Below are 17,783 nucleotides of genomic sequence, written 5' to 3' on the forward strand. Positions count from 1 at the left end.
AGCCCGGGATGAATAGCAGCAATGATCTGATCCTCTATACCACCGACGATGGCGAGTCCCAACTTGTACTACGTGAGCTAGGGGGTCAGGTATGGCTAACCCAGCAGGAGATCGCCGAGCTCTATCAGACCACCAAACAAAATATCAGTTTGCATGTTCAGAACATTCTGGATGAGGGTGAACTTGTTCAAAATCTAACCGTCAAGGAAGACTTGACAGTTAAAACTGAGGGGGCGCGTCAAGTCAGGCGGCGGCTGCAACTCTATGCCCTGCCGATGATCGTCGCTATCGGCTATAGGGTACGCTCGACTAGAGGCACCCAATTCCGCCAATGGGCTACACGGACACTTGGTGAATACCTCACCAAGGGGTTCGCCATGGATGATGAGCGCCTTAAGGATCCCAAGTGGGATTACTTCGATGAACTGCTCGAGCGCATCCGCGACATACGTTCATCGGAGAAGCGCTTCTATCAGAAGGTTCGCGACCTGTTCACCTTGGCAGAAGATTATCGAGCCAGCGAGCAAGAGACCCAGTTGCTGTTTGCCGAGGTCCAAAACAAGCTGTTTTATGCCGTCACGGGCCACACCGCCGCCGAGCTGATCGTTCTGCGCGCCGATCCGGGGCAACCCAATATGAATCTCCGCAGTTTTGCCGGGAAACGGGTACGTAAGGCCGATGTCGTCATAGCTAAAAACTACCTGCAGGGAGAGGAGCTGGAGCAGTTGAATAGGCTGGTCAGCATGTTCTTCGACTTTGCCGAGTTCCGGGCCAAAAGCAGACAACACCTGCGCATCAAAGAGTGGCGTGACTACCTCGACAAGTTTATGACCTTCAATGAGCAACCGCTGCTGGCTAATGCTGGTCAGGTCAGCCGCAAGCAGATGGAACAAATCGCCTATGAGCGATACGAAGCATTTGACCGTCAGCGCAAGCAGCAAGAAGCCATAGCCGAAGATCAAAAAGAACTGCGTGAGTTGGAACAGCTCGCCGAGCGTATGAGTAAGCAACACAAGGACAGGCCATGACTCACCCCGTGCCAAAATTCCAGGAAGAGTACAGCGCCAAGATCCCGGCCCTGACCCTGCTGGCCCAGCTGGGCTGGACTTTTCTGCCCCCCAAGCAGGCACTGGCAGCCCGTAACAATAAATATGACCAGGTCGTGCTGAGCCAGATTCTGCGCGAGGAGCTGAGCAAGCGCGCCTTTGTGTATGCTGGCAAGAGGTATCCGCTGTCCGCCAAGTCGGTCGACAATCTGGTAAGTGAGCTGTGTACTCCAGCGCTTAACGAAGGGCTGATGACTGCCAATGAACGGATCTATAACCATTTGCTCTACGGCATGTCGGTCACCGAATTCATTGACGGCAAGAAGGTGAGCCCGACCATTGCCCTGATCGACTGGCATAACCCGCACAATAACCGCTTCACCTTTACCGAAGAGTTTCATGTCACCCGAGCCAGTGGCATAGAGTCTCGTCGCCCCGATATAGTCTGCTTCGTCAATGGCCTGCCATTGGCGGTGATCGAGGCGAAACGCCCGGATAGCAACGCCAAGAAGGGGCCAACCGTCAAAGAAGGGATCTCCCAGACTATTCGCAACCAGCTACACGGTGAGATCCCGCTGTTGTTCGCCTATAGCCAGTTGCTGCTCTCCATCAGCGGAATCGAAGGACGCTATGGCACCTGCGGCACACCGGAAAAATTCTGGGCAGCCTGGCGTGAAGAGGACATAAGCGACGCGCAGATGGCCGAGATCAAGAATCGGCCGATTCCCCAAGATACCCTCTCGACACTGTTTGATCATCGCCCACCGGCCACACTGGATTGGTACCAGACCCTATTGGCCGCCGGCGAGTTGGCGGTGACGGACCAGGATCGGCTGCTTATCAGCCTGCTGTCACCTGATCGGCTGCTGGAGATGACCCGTCTGTTTACCCTGTTTGACAAGAAAGCCGGCAAGATAGTGGCCCGCTATCAGCAGGTATTTGGCATCAAGCGACTGATCGAGCGGATCAGCCACAAGCGCCCTGATGGCGGCCGCCAAGGCGGGGTGATCTGGCACACCACAGGATCAGGCAAGTCGTTCACCATGGTCTTCCTGAGCAAGGCGATGATCTTGCATGATGCGCTGAAAGCCTGCCGCATCATTGTCGTGACCGACCGGGTGGATCTGGAAAGCCAGCTCAGCAAGACCTTCTCATCCAGTGGTGAACTGGCTGGCAAGAAGGACAAGGACGCGGCGATGGCCACCTCCGGCAAGCGACTTGCCGAGCAAATTGGCAAGGGTACCGAGCGCATCATTTTCTCGCTGATCCAGAAGTTCAACACTGCCACCAAATTGCCTGAGTGCGTCAACAAGAGCCCGGACCTCATCGTGCTGATTGATGAGGGGCACCGTAGCCAAGGGGGCGAAAACAACATTCGCATGCAACTGGCCCTGCCCAATGCCGCCTTTGTGGCCTTTACCGGCACCCCGCTGCTGAAAAACGACAAGACGACCAACAAGTTTGGCCCCATCCTGCACGCTTACACCATGCAGCGAGCCGTTGAGGACAAGGCTGTCACCCCCCTGCTATATGAAGAACGCATCCCGGATCTCGATGTGAACGAAAGGGCGATTGATGCCGGTTTTAACCGCATCGCCACCAACCTAACCGAGGAGCAAAAGGCTGACCTGAAGCGTAAATACACGCGCAAAGGTGAGCTCTACAAAGCCGATGACCGGCTCCAGCTAATCGCTCGCGACATAGCCGAACACTTCGACAAAAACATTCCGGAAGGGCTGAAAGGTCAGCTCGCCTGCGACAGCAAGTCTTCCGCCATCAAGTACAAGCAATATCTCGATGAGGTTGGATTGTTCGAATCCTCCATTGTTATCAGCTCCCCCGATAGCCGGGAGGGCAATACCGATGTTGATGAATCTACCCTCCCTCTGGTCGTGCAGTGGTGGAAAGATAACGTGGGTAGCCAGGATGAGCAGCTCTACACCAAGCAGATTATCGAACGCTTCGCCGACAAGGATGATCCGCTCAAGCTCTTGATCGTGGTAGACAAGTTACTGACCGGTTTCGATGAGCCCAAGAATACGGTGCTTTACATCGACAAACCCTTGAAGGAACACAACCTGATCCAGGCCATCGCCCGGGTTAACCGGTTGCACCCGGACAAAGAGTTTGGCTTGCTCATCGACTACCGCGGCATTCTCTCGGAGCTAGATACCACTATCGCCAAGTATCAGGATCTCGCCTCACGCACTCAGGGCGGCTACGACCTTGACGACATCGCCGGCCTCTACAACCAGATGAGCTCTGAATACAAGCGTCTGCCACAGCTCTACAAGGACCTGTGGAACATCTTTGCCGGGGTAAAGAACAAGCAGGACATAGAGCAACTGCGCCAGGTGCTGGTACCCCGAATGGAAGAGGTAGAGGGAGAGCTGGTAGATGTGCATCTCAAGGTGCGTGAAGACTTCTATGAGGCACTCTCCCGCTTTGCCAGTTGCCTGAAAGTAGCTCTACAGTCGGCCTCGTTCTTCGAGGACACCGCCTTTACCGAAGCGGATCGCCGCCATTACAAAGAGACGCTGCAGCAGTTCTCCAGCCTGCGGCAAACCGTGCAACAGGATGCAGGTGAACGAGTCGACTACGACGAGTATGCCCAGCAGGTGAAAAAGCTGCTCGACAAGCATGTGGTTGGTGTCGAGGTCAAAGAGCCCGGTGGTGTGTATGAAGTTGGCAAGATGGGACTGCAAAAACCGCCGGAAGAGTGGAGCAAAGAGAAGACCCGCAACGAGACTGACATCATCAAGACTCGCGTCACGCGCATGATTGAGCAGGATCTCAGGGATGACCCTTATGCTCGGGAGTCTTTCTCAACCTTGTTGCGCCTCGCCATTGAAGAGGCGGAAAAACTGTTTGATCACCCTCTCAAGCAGTACATGCTGTTCCGCGAGTTTGAAGAGCAGGTACAGGAACGCCGCCTGAACGATATGCCTGATGCGTTTGGCACTAACCGCCATGCTCAGGCCTACTTCGGTGTATTCAAAAAGAACCTTCCACAACTGTTTGACAGCCAGGATGCTCAGGTTGAAGAAAAGTGGGTCAAACTCGCTTTCGAGATCGACCGGTTGGTTGATGCCTCGGTCGCCGAACACTCTATCAACCCGCAAAATATTGAAGCCGATATTCGCAAGAAGCTGCTGCCATTGCTGTTCACCGAGTGCAAGGCCATCGGCTGTGGTATGGATCAAGCCAAGCGCATGGTGGAAATGGTCGTGCAGATTACCCGAGTTGGTCATAGTGGGATGTAACTGCAGATGAGTACCTCCGGCAACATAGCCAATAGGCTCCAGCACTTTTCCTATGGCGGCGAGCTCATCCGGTTCGAACGGCTCACCAGACCCAAGGCCGGCAAACTGCTGATCAAGGTGCATCCTGACTGCCGGGTTGAGGTGATGGCCCCGCCGCAAACGCCAGATGAAGAGGTGCTTGCGGCGGTAAAAAAACGTGCCCGCTGGATCTACGAACAGTTGCGTGACTTTCGTCAGCAGTTGGAACATGTGACGCCACGCCGTTATGTCAGTGGCGAGAGTCACCTTTATCTCGGCAAGCAATACTTGCTCAAGGTCATCGTTGCACCAAGCAGTGTGCAAGGGGTCAAACTGCTGCGAGGCAAGCTGGAAGTATCAGTCAGGCAGCCAGGACCCGAGACAGTGAAGGCTCAACTGACCCAGTGGTATAGAACCCGCGCCAGAGAGCTTTTCGCCAAACGTCTCGATGCCATGCTGGAACAAGCCTTGTGGGTTGTGGATCGCCCTCCGCTACGCCTGCTGAATATGCAAACCCAATGGGGAAGCTGCTCACCCAATGGCCGGATCACACTCAATCCTCATCTGGTAAAAGCCCCCAGAGAGTGTATTGATTACGTCATCCTCCACGAGCTTTGCCACCTCGCCGAGCACAACCACAGCGAGCGATTCTGGCGCTTGCTCAGTCAGGTGATGCCGACCTGGGAGAAGACCAAACTGCTGCTCGACGGGATGGCCCACCGACTGCTGACATCCTGAAATATGAGGGGCAAAATTCCAGATAGATAGGAATCCGCCCCCATCAATTCCAGCACACCAAGGTCCATCATCCCTTCAAACAAGATGACCAATATTCCAGAGAGAAAAACGGCACGAAATTTCCAGATAGATAGGAAGTCTTCGATCAGGATTCCACATAACTCGTTCTGAACTGGCATTCCACTATGTGGAAAATTCGCACCACTTTTCCAGATAGATAGTTATGTGGAAAGAAACTGGACGGGAATTGGTTGGGAATGACAGTGTTCATTCCATGGCTACACATCCTGCGTGATTCCACGCAACCATGTTTGTTACGAGCGAACAAACTTCAATACTTTCAGTGCGTTGTTGATTTTTCCCTGAGCAGAGTCCATGGTGACATGGAATTTTGTCACACGATCACCTGATTGCGAGGTCATCACCATGAACAGCATCGTCATCCTGAGCATCTTGTTTGCATTCCTGATAGGCTTTGGCGCCTTTGCTGCATGGCTGTATATCGAAAAGCGTCGTATGGGTGCTTCGGATAAATGACCCGCTATTTTGCTGAACGTACCTCTTTTGCCACGCACGAAATCAGATGGCGGGAGCAGCCCAACATTTCCTGGATCACCGAGTAGCTGTGTCCGGTGCTCAGCAACTGTGCGATGTGCTGACGCTTCTTTTCATCTTTCTGGCGACCGCGATATTTCCCCTCATCCCTGGCCTTGGCAATACCCTGCTGTTGCCTGCGTCGGCGATCTTCGTAGTCTTTGCGAGCGACGGCTGCCAGCATATCCAGCAGCATGCCATTTACAGCCTGCAAGATGGCGCAGGTGAACTCGGAGCGGCTGTCCCCCTGCAACGCCACCCAGGAAGTCGGAAGCTCCGGAGAAACGATGGAGAGCTGTTTCTGAGCCAACAACTGCTTCAATGTTTGCCAATCCGTCTGATTGAGACGAGCCAGACGATCAATCTGTTCTACCAGCACAATGTCACGATCTGCAGCGTCGCGGATCAGCCGCATAAGCTCAGGCCTGTCCAGCGTCGCCCCAGACTCATTCTCCACATAGAAACTGGCAATCTGATGGCCATGCTCCGCAGCAAAACCAATCAGCAGCTCTCGTGCCCGCTCGGCATCCTGCTCCACTGTCGATGCACGTAAGTACGCCCGTATGAACATTGAAACCTCTATCGGTCTGTTTAAACTGGTTCTGAATTATTGGTTCAATATAAGTGGTTTCAATGTTGTTTTCGAGAGGATATTGAATAGTTTTTATGGGGTATACCTTTTTGAAACCACCGCATGACGATCAAAACACGACCTTTCGATAGCCTTTTGATCTGACAGCACAAACTTTAAGTGTGATCCGTCATCACAAAGTCGCTTTTGAGTTGTATTTGAGTATTTAGGCGACGTTGCCCACGATTCCTGATCTGCTGAATGGGATGCCAAAGGAGGAAATCTACAGAAGCTGGGCTTTGAGGTGAGTCATCTTTTCGACTCGCCGAACAAGCCAGCAGCCAAGCGCAGCGCGGCAGGCTATTGGACGTTACGTACAAAAGCCCAACCATGTGACACCATACTAACCAGTATTCTGTCTCAAACTACCAAATGACCGTACCAAGGGGACAGCTTGCCCTAGCACTAACTGGGATCTGGCGGTGGCCTTTGATCCGATCAAACAGAGTGGACTACTGGGTACCGCACTGAAGAACTGCTGGCGCTGTAGTGGCAATGAGTCCTGGGGGAAACTCTCGGTTATCGATATCAATAAGCATTAAGTAGAGAAGTAGAGATGAGCGATAACGCTTATATCGGCGCTTTGCGCACCAGCTTGTCGCGCTACCAGGCCGAGCTGTCAGAGATCCGGGCAATTCTGGCGCTGCGCACCCTTTCCAATCTGGAGTACCGCGCCGCCGAGCGAATCCTGCAGGTTTCTATCGAAGCGAGTATTGGCGTGGCAAAACACTGGGCCAAAACGCTGGCAGGCCATACCCCACAGGATGCCTATCAGGCATTCGAGTTCCTTGTCCTACGTGGTGAGCTATGCCCCGACACTCTGATCTGTTGGAGCAAGCTCATTGGCCTTCGCAATACGCTGGTGCACGACTATCTGAATATTGACCCCGAGATAATTCTCAGTGTGATTACTCCTGGCTATAGCGACCAACTATTTACGTTTGCAGAGCAAGGTCTCGACTGGTTGGCTGCCCATATTGATTGAAACTTCGACATCATCTCCCCCCGTTTGCTGTTCTCTTACCCGCTATAGGGGATAAATGTTAGATACCGCCTATGGCGTGTAAATGATACTTACCGTCTATAGCAGGTAAATATTGATATACCTGCCATAGCGTGTAAATTGGAAGAAGGCACGCTACCAGGTTGTCGAATCATGAAAGTAACCAGCGCTAAGCAGCTGAGCGCCTGTATCAAGGATGCCAGGCTTTCTCAAAAGCTCTCTCAAGGCAAAGTGGCCGAGAAAGTGGGGATTAGGCAAGACACAGTCTCCAGCTTCGAGCTCAACCCTGAGTCCACCAAGCTGGAGACCCTGTTCAAGATCCTCGCAGCGCTCGAGCTGTCGCTCGATATCCAGCCCCGAAATCAGTCACCCGATAGTCCGGCATCGGGCTGGAAGGAGGAGTGGTAATGGCCAATCTGGCTGTCTACATGAATGGCTATCGGGTGGGCACATTCGCCAAAGCAACCAGCGGTGCCCATCATTTTCAGTACCATGAGTCATGGCTGGCACAACCGGGTTGCCGTCCTATCTCGCTCTCCATGCCATTGCGCCATCAAGCGTATAGAGGTGATGAAGCCTATAACTTCTTCGACAACCTGCTGCCAGATAATCCGGAGGTGAGGAACAGGGTTGTTGCACGCTATCAGGCGGTATCAACCCAGCCCTTTGATCTGCTCAGTTGCATTGGCCAGGATAGCGTAGGGGCATTACAGCTGGTTACCGAAGGGTACGATGTTCCAGATGTCAGGCGAATCGACTACAAGGCCCTTTCCGATGACGAACTGGAACAGATCCTGACCAGCTACAAAGCAGGAATCCCTTTGGGTATGGTCAGGGAGCAAGAGGAGTTCCGGATCTCCATCGCCGGAGCACAGGAAAAAACAGCGCTGCTCTATCTCGATGGCCGTTGGTACTTGCCACTCAACGCAACACCGACAACCCACATTATCAAACTCCCCATCGGCAAGATTGAAAGCCACTCCTACTCGATAGACCTCTCCCAGAGCGTAGAAAACGAATATCTCTGCACTCTGATTGCCAAGGAGTTTGGTCTACCCGTACCTCACTGCTTCATGATGCAGGTTGGCCAAGTCAAAGCTCTTGCTGTGGAACGCTTCGACAGACGTTACGCAGCAGATCGCAGTTGGATCATGCGCCTTCCCCAAGAAGATTTCTGTCAGGTATTGAATGTTCCGTCAGCACGGAAGTACGAGAGCCATGGAGGCCCGGGGATCACTGACATCATGACAATCCTGCTGGGCTCTACTACGCCAGAACAGGATCGCTACCTGTTCATGAAATCTCAGGTGCTGTTCTGGTTGCTGGCGGCAACCGATGGCCATGCCAAGAATTTCTCGGTGTTTATCGAACCGGAAGGGCGTTTTCGCCTGACCCCTTTTTACGACATCCTATCTGTCTATCCAGTGTTTGGCGGCAGAGGCCTCAACCGAAGGGACGCCAAGCTCGCTATGGGCCTAGCAAGCAGCAAGGGTAAGAAGTACGCCATTGAGCAGATATTCCCGCGCCATTTCTTCCAAACGGCGAAAGCTGTGGGATTTGAGCGTTCTGCTATGGAAGAGATCCTGACAGAACTGGCCGACGCCGTTGATGCTGTTATTGAGCGCGTGACCCAGCAATTGCCGGCAAGCTTCCCTTCAACCATCAGCAACGCCATTTTAGAGGGTCTAAAGGCCCGTTCAGCAAGGCTGACCATGGGCTGGTATTAAAACGCCATACTATTGCCATATGTGAGATCGCTGCACAGTTGAGGGTGGGCCACCTGGGAACTTGCACGATAAGGACAGTAACTGTGATCAACCTCTCAATGTGCTGATTTGGTTAGTTTTACCCCGACTCGCCCCCGATAAGTCACTAACTTATTGAAGAAAAAGAACTCTTTACATTCTGCATCGGCAAGTAAGCCGGCATCTGCCACCCACAAAAAGCCCGGGCATGGTCCCGGGCTTTTTATTGTGCGTTTTTTATTCAGGACCCTAGAGCCGGCGCAGGAACCACATGAAGTAAGCGCCCCCTAACAAGGTGGAGACCAACCCGACCGGCAGCTCCTGGGGGAACAGGATCTGCTGGCCGATCCAGTCGGCCGACACCATCAGCAGGGCGCCACAGCCCGCCGCGCCGAGCAGGTGCCAGCGGGCCCGCACCAGCCCCATCAGCTTGGCCATGTGGGGTGCCAGCAGGCCGGCGAAGGAGAGTGGCCCTATCACCATGGTCGCGCTGGCGGTGAGCACGGCCACCAGCAGCAGTATGACGAGCTGGGCACGGCTGAGGCGAACCCCCAGCGCGGTCGCCACCGCCGGTCCCATGGGCATCAGATCGAGCCAGCGGCTCACCAGCAGGCAGACCGCCAGCATCAACAGCGCCAGCAGGGCCAGCGCACTGGCCACCGGTTGGGTGACGTAATAGGTGGAGCCGGACATCCAGGCGAGCAGCTGCTGCACCCGCATGTCGCCGTTGGCCAGGGCGATGGCCTGCAGCGGCTCGAACAGCGCCGTGATGGCGATGCCAGACAGCAGGATCCGCTCCGGCTGGAAGCCGTTCTTGCGGTTGATCAGCACCAGCAGCAGCAGGCAGGCGAAGGCTCCCAGCAGGCCCCCCAGCAACATCAGGGGCAGCGGCAGGGCCGGCAACAGCAGGGCCATGACGATCACGCCCATGAAGGTGCCGCCACTCACCCCCAACAGCTCGGGGCTCGCCATGGGGTTGTTGCTGACCCGCTGCAGCAGGGTGCCCGCCAGCGCCAGCAGCACACCGGCAGCTCCGGCCGCCAGGGTACGCGGCAGGCGCCACTCCAGCTGGGCCTGCCACCTAAGCCAGCTCGGCCAGCCCCAGCCGTTCATCCCCTGGCCAAACAGCAGGGAGGCCAGCATGGCGACCACCAGCCCGGCCACCAGGATACCGATGAAACGCGCCGGCGCCGGATGCCGCGCCACCACCAGCCCGATGGCCGCTTTCGGGGTCGTCGACTTGAAGCTGAGGCGCGGGATCAGCCAGAGCAGCAGCGGCGCCCCCAGCAGGGCCGTCATGGCGCCGGTCGGGATCAACACGGGCCAGAAGCGGGTCAGGGATTGCAGCAGCAGATCGGTGGCCGCCAGCAGCAGGGCGCCCAGCACCGGGGCCCACAGCAGGCGCAAACCTAGCCGCCTCACCCCCAGCATCCGCACCATCACAGGGGCCGCCAGTCCGATGAAGCCGATCAGCCCCACCACGCTCACCACACAGGCGGTGATGAAGACCGCGAGGCCGAGGCCGGCGAAGCGCAGGTGCTTGAGTGAGACCCCCAGGCTGCGAGCGCTGGCGTCATCCAGCTCCAGCACAGCCAGGGGGCGAGCCAGCAGCGCCGCCAGCACGCCGGCCACCAGCAACCGTGGCAGCAGGTAGCCGACACCGCTCCAGCTGGTCTGGGCCAATGAGCCACTGCCCCACACTAGCAGGCCCTTGAGCTCCTCCTGGAAGAACAGCAGCAGCCCCAGGCTGATGGCCGCGAGATAGAGGTTGATCACCAGGCCCGCGAATACGATGACCACAGGGTTGAGCTGACGACGCCAGGCCAGGGCAAACACCAGCCCCATGGCGAGGCTGCCCCCTAGCATGGCGATCCACTCGCGCCCGATCAGCAACCAGCTCGGGGCAAACAGGGTCACCATCATCAGCGCCAGCTGGGCGCCGGAGGCGACCCCCAGGGTCGTCGGTGAGGCGAGCGGATTGCGCAGCACCTGCTGCATCAGGGTACCGGCCAGGCCGAGGGCGGCGCCCGCCAGCAGGCAGATGGCCAGCCTGGGCAGCCAGCTGAAGTGGATCACCGCCTGGCGGGCATCATCCAGCTGCGGCGAGAACAGGGTCTGCCACCAGAGCGCCTGCGGCAGTTGATGGGCCAGATCCCAACCGGCCAGCGACAGGGTCAACAGCAGCAGGACGAGGCCGGGGCGCAGCAGGGAGACGGGAAGGATTTGATTCATTGGGTGGCCCCCTCGGCGGACACATGGGTTGCCAGATCGGAGGCCGCGTCCTCCTGCAGGGCCTCGCTCAGCAGCTCGGCGAAGCGGCGGGCGGCCAGCAGACCGCCGAAACTCCAGACGGCGGGCAGGTGCAGCACCTTGCCCTGCTTCACCAGCGGCAGATGCTGCCAGAGCCCGGGCTCCTGCAGCCGCTCGCTCACCCCCACCGGGATGGGGTCGACCACCACCAGCCGTGCTTCTGGCAGGGTCAGGAACTGCTCCAGACTGACCACGGAGAAGCCCCAGGCATTGGTCTCCCCCTGCCAGGCGTTGCGCAGCCCCAGCCGCCCCATCACCGCCTCGAACAGGCTGTGGCGGCCAAACACCCGCACATGGCGCTCGTCGATAAACTGCACCAGCAGCAGCGGTGGCAGGTCCGCGGGCAGTTGTGCCTTCAGCTGCGCCAGATCCCTGTCCAGCGCGGCAAGCTGGTGCTCGGCCTCGGCACTCTTGCCCACCAGGGCGGCTATGGTCAGGGTCGCCTCGTGCAGCCGCTGCCACAGATCGGTATCGGGTTCATAGAGGGCGATGGATAGTACCGGGGCAATGCGGGACAGGGTGGGTTCCAGCGATGCCATCAGCGGCGAGATGAGGATCAGATCGGGTTTGAGCTCCGCCAGCAGCTCGCGATTGGGCTGCATCCGCAGGCCTATGTCCACCACCTCGGCGGGGAGCTCTGGCTCCCCCACCCAGGCGCGATAGGAGTCCACATCCCCCATGGCCAGCGGCGTGATGCCGAGGGCCAGCAGGGTTTCAGCCACCGTCCAGTCGACGGTCGCGATGCGGGGGATGGATTGCACTCCCTGCTCGGTAGTTGCCGGTTTGGCCTGCAACAGCAGCGGAGCCAGCAGACAGCAGATCCAGCCCGTTTTTTTCAGTAAACGCATCGATATCCCCGACTAGATGATGGCGATATTGTGGGCCTGATCCGGATGGCGCATCACGGCCATGGGGATGCCGTAGATGGCGTGCAGCGTCTCGCTGGTCATGATGAGCGAAGGCTCGCCGTGGGTCAGCAGGCGGCCGCTGTGCAGCGCCACCAGCCGATCGCAGAAGCGGGACGCCATGTTGATGTCATGGATGACGATGATGACCCCGAGGTTGAGCTGACGACTCAACTGCTGCACCAGGGTCAGCACCTCCACCTGGTGGGCCACATCCAGCGCGGCCAGCGGCTCATCCAGCAGGATGAAGCGACTCTCCTGGGCCAGCAGCATGGCCAGCCAGACCCGGCCCCGCTCGCCACCGGACAGGGTATCCACCAGCCTGTCGGCGAAGCGTTCGGTATGGGTGAGGGCGATGGCCTTGTCGACCTGACGGTGATCGGCCTCCTGCATACGCCCCAGCAGACCGCGCCAGGGGTAGCGACCCATCTCCACCAGCTCCCGGCCGAGCAGGTTCTCGGCACTCGGCAGGTGCTGTGGCAGATAAGCCACCTGACGGGCGAAGTCCCGATTGCCCCACTCGGACAGCGGCTTGTCGTCGAACAGGATCTCGCCATCGCTCAGGGGTTGCTGGCGCGCCAGCAGCTTGAGCAAGGTGGATTTACCGGAGCCGTTGTGGCCGATGAGGCCATAGACCTGGCCCTGCTCGAAGCGCAGGCTGGTGGGTTGCAGCAGCTTACGGTCGCTTATCGTGAAGCTGGCGGCTTTCATCTCAAACATGATCTATTCCTGTGCTGGCCTTGGTGCCAGTCCTGTCAGTGCCGGTGTCAGACCGGCACTTCATTATCCAGATGGGCGACGGCATCCTGGCTGACCTGCTCACGGCGCGCGCCGGTCAGCTCGGTGAGCTGGCCCTGGCGCATCTCCAGCAGGCGATCGGCCTGGGAGAAATAGAGATCGTCGTGGCTGATGGCGATCACCGTCTTGCCCATCTCTCTCAGGCGCGGCAACAGCACCTGGTAGAAGATACGGCGGAACTGGGGATCCTGATCCGCCGCCCACTCGTCAAACAGCATCACCTCGCGCTGCTCGGCCAGTGCCAGCAGCAGGGCGACCCGCTTGCGCTGCCCCTGGGAGAGCTCGATGTTGGCGATGAAATCGTCCTCGATGACGAGCTTGCTGCCCATCTGCAGCCGCGCCAGCCACTCGGCGATCAGCGCCTCTTTCGGCTCTGGCCCCAGCAGATGCTGGAACAGGTGGTAATCGGTGAAGATGGCGGAGAACAGCGCCAGGTAGGCGTTGCGATCGGTGATCGGCTCACCATCCAGCAGGATCCGGCCCGAGACCGGCTGATAGAGCCCGGTCAGCAGCATGGCCAGGGTCGACTTGCCGGAGCCATTGCCGCCGATGATGAAGATCTGCTCCCCCTTCTCTATGGTGAGGCTGATGGGCCCCACTGCGAAGCTGCCCTCCCCCTGATAGTGAAAGCTCACTTGCTCCAGCTGGATGCGTTGCCAGGCCTGGGGGGCGGGTGGCAGCGGGAAGGCGGGATCCGGCTCGGCCAGGGTCAGGCTCGCTATCTTGTCGAATGCCACCTGGGCGGAGATCAGGGTCGGCAGCGCCCCTATCCCTTGCAACAAGGGGGTACGGAGGAACAGCAGGGTCAGGGCGAAGGTGGCCGCCACGTTGGTGTTGGCCCAACCCAGCCCGTTGGCCAGGAAGAACACCAGGCCGATGGCCCCCAGCATCATGATGTTCGACCAGTTCACCGCGCTCAGGTGATAGGTGTCGGCACTGATGATGTGGCGACGATAGTCCTGCGCGTTCTGCTCATAGAGCCGGTGATAGATGAAGTGCGCCCGCTCGCGATTGAGCGCCAGCTCCTTGCTGCCGGCGATGATGGCCTGGTAGTTCTGATAGAGCCTGTCTTCGGCCTGGCGCATGTGGGACAGGTGGCGATAGACCCGGTTGACCAGCAGCCAGCCCACCACCATGGTGAGGGTGACCCAGAGTGCGGTGACTCCGAGCAGGGCTGGTGACAACCAGCCAAGGTAGAGTGCAGAGCCGATGGTGAGCACCAGCCCCTGCACCAGCTCCGGCAGGCGCACGAAGGCGATGGTGATCTGGCCGATGTCGCTGGAGAGGGAGGCCAGCAACGGCCCCTGCCCTATCTGGCGAATGCGGGCGACATCGGTGTCCAGCAGCTGCTTGAGCAGGCGGCCACGCAGGCGATAGACAAAATGATGACCGAGTGTGGTCAGGGCCAATTGAGAGCCGAGTGTGATCACCAGCAACAGCAGAATGAGGCCGATCAGCTGGCCGAGCACCGACAGCGGATCCCCTACGGATTCGATGAGAGAGTGATTGATGAAGGCGATGACGCCTATCCCGCTCACCGCACTGAGCAGGCTGAGCAGGGCAATGGCGATGAAGGGCCAACGATATTGGCGGTAAACCAGTGACAAGAGTTCCATGAAAGGCCTGTGTACAAAAAGAAGGAGGGCGGGAGCTTGAGGCCCCCGCCCGGCCTGTATCTTACCAGCGGTAGTTGACAGATCCGACTATGCTGCGCGGTTCACCGTAGTAGCAGTAGTAATCACAGCTCGCCACATAGGTGTCGTCCAGCAGGTTGTTGACGTTGATCTGGGCCCGCCAGTTCTTGGCAAAGTCATACCCGATCATCGCATCCCACACCGTCTGGGCCGGCACTTCTGCCGAACCATAGATGGGGTTGTAGTTGGCATCCACCGCACCTATGCCGACGCTGGAGCCGATATAGCGCACCCCGGTGCCGACTTCCAGCCCGGAGACCGGACCCTGCTGCACCTTGTAGTTACCCCAGAAGGAGGCCTGGTGGCGCGGGATCAGGCTGGCCTGGCGATCACCGTTGCCGGTGTCGTTGGTCTTGGCATCGGTGTAGGTATAAGCCGCGGTCAGGCGCAGTGCCTCGGTGGCTTGCACGCTCCCCTCAACCTCTACGCCTTGAGACTTGACCTTGCCTGCCTGAGTCTGCTGGCCGGAACCGGTGGAGACCAGGGAGTTGGTCTGCTCCAGATCGAACAGCGCCAGGTTGATGTAGCCATCGAGGAAACTCGGCGCGTACTTGATGCCGGTCTCGTACAGCTTGCCCTCGAGCGGCTTGTAGGAGTTCTTGGTGTTGGGATCTATCCCCGGCAGCACCTCGAACGACTCTGCATAGGCGAAGTAAGGGGAGAGGCCGCTGTCGGCCAGGTACATCAGGCTGCCGGAGAGCGAGAGGTTGTCATCGTACTGCTTCTCGTTCTTGCTGGCCGCTTCGCTGATGTTGTGGGTCTCCACATAGTCGAAGCGGCCGCCGGCGGTCAACAACCAGCGATCGTCCCAACGGATCTGGTGCTGGGCATAGAGGCCGCTCTGGCCCTTGGTGTTCTTCTGATAGGTGGCGGTGGATTCATCGAAGCCAGGGAAGTTGCCGTAATCCGGGTTCATGGTATCGATGGATCCCATGGCGTAGTTGTCGGCCTCGACCCCTTCGTTCACGTGACGCTGCAGATCGATCCCCAGCAGCAGAGTCTGCTCGGTGCGATCCGTGTTCCAGTAACCCACCAGCTGGTTGTCCATGGTGGCGCTCTTGGTGTCGCCATCGCGGTAGACCAGACCACGGTAGGCGGTGGTGCCTTCGTAGGTCGGGAAGATGTAGGTCTGGCGCAGCAGCAGATCGTTGTAATTGAAGCGGACGTTCTGCTTGAACTCCCAGGTCTGGTTGAACTGGTGGGCCAGCTCGTAACCGGTGGAGATCTGGGTGTTGCGGTTGCGATCGTAATCCGGCTGACTCAGGTTGGTGCTGGGATCGATCTGGCCGCCCTCGGTGTTGAGGGTGCCATAGACGGGGAAGAAGCCGTTGGTCGGCACCCCTTCGTCGTGCAGGAAGCTGGCCAGCAGGGTGAGGCTGGTGCGATCCGAGATATCCAGGGTGACGCTTGGCGCCAGATAGGAGCGCTCGTTGTAGGTGCCATCCAGCACGCCGTCACGCTCTTTATAGAGTGCAACCATGCGATAGCGGCTGTTGTCGGTCAGCTCGTCGGAGAAGTCGACGCCAACCTGGCGCAGATCCCGGTTGCCCAGCTGCAGATTGACCAATCCTTGCGGGGTCGCGGTCGGACGCTTGCTGATGGAGTTGATCACGCCGCCGGGAGGGGCCTCGCCGTAGAGGATGGAGGCCGGTCCCTTCAGCACTTCCACGCTTTCCAGGCCGAAGGGCTCCGGCGTCCACACATAGTAGCCGGTGCTGAACTGGCGGTTGCCATCCAGGTAGGAGGCGGCATCGAAGCCACGGATCTTGAACCAGTCGGTGTTGTTGTCCGAGCCATACAGGCCGGTGAGCACGCCGGAGCGGTAGCGCACGGACTCATCGAGCTGAAGCACGGCGTGCTGATCCAGCTCCTCGCGATTGACCACCGAGACGGCACGGGGCGTCTCGGCCATCGGCACTTCGATCTTCATGGCGGTACCTGTCACCACCATGGTCTCGCTGACCTTGGGTAATTCCTTATCGGCTTGTTCCGCTGCCAGAACCGGCAGACTGGCTAGTAAAAAGGAGAGCGGCAGCAGGTGCTGAACACCCTTCTTCCGCATAGTTGCAGTTGAGTTGTTATCTTGCGCAATCATATTAAATGTCTCAAATATCAATAAGTTATTTTGGTTTCTTATTATGACCGCCCAATCCTGCCGGTTAGCCCGGTTCCTTAGGCGAATAAAGCAGCGTCATGCTACTACAGGAGCCATGATCGAATCGATTCATTAATTGCTAATCATTTGCATCCGCATTGTTACTTAACGTATCAATGAGGCGGGATTTTGAGCAGAAGGACTCATTCATGCATTGAGCCAGATGGCGGGATTCTGGGAAGGATCAAAAATAGCGGTGAAACCCGCCTCTGCATGAAAAAGCCGGAAGGATCCTTTATCCCCAAGCTTTATCCATATTTATCCACATCCTTTGGCGGTAGAATCCGGTTCTGCACTCTCCGCATTCTTTCAGGATCCATTCCATGGCCAAACTCAATCTCATCGTCGGCTCCATGCTGGGCGCCGCCGAATATGTCGCAGATCATGTCGCCAGCCTGCTGGAACAGGCGGGTCATCAGCCCAAGATCCACAACCCGGCCAGCCTCGCCGAGGTGCTGGCAGAGCCTGATGCCATCCTGCTGGTGGTCACCTCCACCCATGGCGCAGGTGATGTTCCCGATAACCTGCAGCCCTTCGTCAAGGATCTTACCGACCAGCATCCGGATCTTAATGCCTTGAAATATGGCGTGATCGCGCTCGGTGACAGCAGTTATGACACCTTCTGCCAGGGTGGCAGGACGCTGGATCAGCTGCTGGCCGAGTGTGGCGCCAGCCGGATCGGGGATCGTCTCGACATCGATGTCACCCAGCACGAGATCCCGGAAGATGCCGCCGAAGCCTGGATCCAGGACTGGATGCAGATGATCGCCTGATCAGGGCCTGGGAGATCCGGCAGAAAAGCCTTGATCTCCCCGTTTATCCCCAGACCCCTATCCACCAGGTTATTAACAGATTGATCCGAACGAGTTGTTCTACATTGTTA

13 protein-coding genes are annotated in these 17,783 nt (G+C 57.8%); 7 read left to right on the top strand and 6 right to left on the bottom strand.

The window, feature by feature from the left end; translation table 11 throughout:
* Positions 1-8 precede the first annotated feature (8 nt).
* The 3 genes from rhuM to AACW18_RS21275 are packed head-to-tail and all read left to right on the top strand — an operon-like array spanning position 9 to position 5,065.
* A complete protein-coding gene (gene rhuM / locus AACW18_RS21265; protein WP_042047690.1) occupies positions 9-1,028 on the top strand; it encodes a virulence RhuM family protein in 1,020 nt (339 codons plus the stop codon).
* Positions 1,025-4,309, top strand: a complete 3,285-nt coding sequence (locus tag AACW18_RS21270; protein ID WP_218389776.1) for a type I restriction endonuclease subunit R — start codon at positions 1,025-1,027, stop codon at positions 4,307-4,309. The genes rhuM and AACW18_RS21270 overlap by 4 nt, the downstream gene beginning before the upstream one ends.
* Before the next feature lie 6 nt (positions 4,310-4,315).
* A complete protein-coding gene (locus tag AACW18_RS21275; protein ID WP_256351977.1) occupies positions 4,316-5,065 on the top strand; it encodes a M48 family metallopeptidase in 750 nt (249 codons plus the stop codon).
* A 541-nt stretch (positions 5,066-5,606) separates the two neighbouring features.
* Here AACW18_RS21275 and AACW18_RS21280 read toward each other — a convergent pair.
* Positions 5,607-6,230 carry a recombinase family protein gene (locus AACW18_RS21280; protein ID WP_218389777.1) on the bottom strand — a complete coding sequence of 208 codons (624 nt, stop codon included), beginning with the start codon at positions 6,228-6,230 and terminating at the stop codon, positions 5,607-5,609.
* 616 nt (positions 6,231-6,846) lie between these two features.
* Here AACW18_RS21280 and hepT point away from each other — a divergent pair.
* The 3 genes from hepT (at position 6,847) to AACW18_RS21295 (ending at position 9,020) form a co-directional block, all read left to right on the top strand.
* Positions 6,847-7,275 carry a type VII toxin-antitoxin system HepT family RNase toxin gene (gene hepT, locus AACW18_RS21285; protein WP_218389778.1) on the top strand — a complete coding sequence of 143 codons (429 nt, stop codon included), beginning with the start codon at positions 6,847-6,849 and terminating at the stop codon, positions 7,273-7,275.
* A 171-nt stretch (positions 7,276-7,446) separates the two neighbouring features.
* Positions 7,447-7,701 carry a helix-turn-helix domain-containing protein gene (locus AACW18_RS21290; protein WP_128296259.1) on the top strand — a complete coding sequence of 85 codons (255 nt, stop codon included), beginning with the start codon at positions 7,447-7,449 and terminating at the stop codon, positions 7,699-7,701.
* On the top strand, positions 7,701-9,020 hold the full coding sequence (locus tag AACW18_RS21295; protein WP_218389779.1) for a type II toxin-antitoxin system HipA family toxin: 1,320 nt from the start codon (positions 7,701-7,703) through the stop codon (positions 9,018-9,020). The genes AACW18_RS21290 and AACW18_RS21295 overlap by 1 nt, the downstream gene beginning before the upstream one ends.
* 267 nt (positions 9,021-9,287) lie before the next feature.
* Here the strand turns inward: AACW18_RS21295 and fhuB are convergent, their stop codons facing one another.
* From fhuB to AACW18_RS21320, 5 genes are all read right to left on the bottom strand, one after another.
* On the bottom strand, positions 9,288-11,270 hold the full coding sequence (gene fhuB, locus AACW18_RS21300; protein WP_218389780.1) for a Fe(3+)-hydroxamate ABC transporter permease FhuB: 1,983 nt from the start codon (positions 11,268-11,270) through the stop codon (positions 9,288-9,290).
* Positions 11,267-12,196, bottom strand: a complete 930-nt coding sequence (locus AACW18_RS21305) for an ABC transporter substrate-binding protein (protein WP_218389781.1) — start codon at positions 12,194-12,196, stop codon at positions 11,267-11,269. The genes fhuB and AACW18_RS21305 overlap by 4 nt, the downstream gene beginning before the upstream one ends.
* A gap of 12 nt (positions 12,197-12,208) precedes the next feature.
* Positions 12,209-12,973, bottom strand: coding sequence for an ATP-binding cassette domain-containing protein (locus AACW18_RS21310; protein ID WP_218389782.1), 765 nt, complete (start codon positions 12,971-12,973; stop codon positions 12,209-12,211).
* Positions 12,974-13,020: 47 nt separating this feature from the next.
* A complete protein-coding gene (locus tag AACW18_RS21315) occupies positions 13,021-14,667 on the bottom strand; it encodes a multidrug ABC transporter permease/ATP-binding protein (RefSeq protein WP_218389783.1) in 1,647 nt (548 codons plus the stop codon).
* 61 nt (positions 14,668-14,728) lie between these two features.
* Positions 14,729-16,840, bottom strand: coding sequence for a TonB-dependent siderophore receptor (locus tag AACW18_RS21320; protein ID WP_218389784.1), 2,112 nt, complete (start codon positions 16,838-16,840; stop codon positions 14,729-14,731).
* Between the two features lie 383 nt (positions 16,841-17,223).
* Between AACW18_RS21320 and mioC the strand changes: the two genes are divergently transcribed.
* The gene (gene mioC / locus AACW18_RS21325) at positions 17,224-17,673 is read left to right on the top strand and encodes an FMN-binding protein MioC (RefSeq protein WP_218389785.1); all 450 of its coding nucleotides are present in this window, start codon (positions 17,224-17,226) and stop codon (positions 17,671-17,673) included.
* Positions 17,674-17,783 lie beyond the last annotated feature (110 nt).

Origin of the sequence: Aeromonas sp. sia0103, from assembly GCF_963895295.1 — a bacterium.
GTDB lineage: Bacteria > Pseudomonadota > Gammaproteobacteria > Enterobacterales > Aeromonadaceae > Aeromonas > Aeromonas encheleia.

Excerpts from the sequence above, each read along its gene's own strand:
- rhuM (WP_042047690.1), top strand. The coding sequence starts at position 9 with ATGAATAGCAGCAATGATCTGATCCTCTATACCACCGACGATGGCGAG.
- AACW18_RS21270 (WP_218389776.1), top strand. The coding sequence starts at position 1,025 with ATGACTCACCCCGTGCCAAAATTCCAGGAAGAGTACAGCGCCAAGATC.
- AACW18_RS21275 (WP_256351977.1), top strand. The coding sequence starts at position 4,316 with ATGAGTACCTCCGGCAACATAGCCAATAGGCTCCAGCACTTTTCCTAT.
- AACW18_RS21280 (WP_218389777.1), bottom strand. The coding sequence starts at position 6,230 with ATGTTCATACGGGCGTACTTACGTGCATCGACAGTGGAGCAGGATGCC.
- hepT (WP_218389778.1), top strand. The coding sequence starts at position 6,847 with ATGAGCGATAACGCTTATATCGGCGCTTTGCGCACCAGCTTGTCGCGC.
- AACW18_RS21290 (WP_128296259.1), top strand. The coding sequence starts at position 7,447 with ATGAAAGTAACCAGCGCTAAGCAGCTGAGCGCCTGTATCAAGGATGCC.
- AACW18_RS21295 (WP_218389779.1), top strand. The coding sequence starts at position 7,701 with ATGGCCAATCTGGCTGTCTACATGAATGGCTATCGGGTGGGCACATTC.
- fhuB (WP_218389780.1), bottom strand. The coding sequence starts at position 11,270 with ATGAATCAAATCCTTCCCGTCTCCCTGCTGCGCCCCGGCCTCGTCCTG.
- AACW18_RS21305 (WP_218389781.1), bottom strand. The coding sequence starts at position 12,196 with ATGCGTTTACTGAAAAAAACGGGCTGGATCTGCTGTCTGCTGGCTCCG.
- AACW18_RS21310 (WP_218389782.1), bottom strand. The coding sequence starts at position 12,973 with ATGTTTGAGATGAAAGCCGCCAGCTTCACGATAAGCGACCGTAAGCTG.
- AACW18_RS21315 (WP_218389783.1), bottom strand. The coding sequence starts at position 14,667 with ATGGAACTCTTGTCACTGGTTTACCGCCAATATCGTTGGCCCTTCATC.
- AACW18_RS21320 (WP_218389784.1), bottom strand. The coding sequence starts at position 16,840 with ATGATTGCGCAAGATAACAACTCAACTGCAACTATGCGGAAGAAGGGT.
- mioC (WP_218389785.1), top strand. The coding sequence starts at position 17,224 with ATGGCCAAACTCAATCTCATCGTCGGCTCCATGCTGGGCGCCGCCGAA.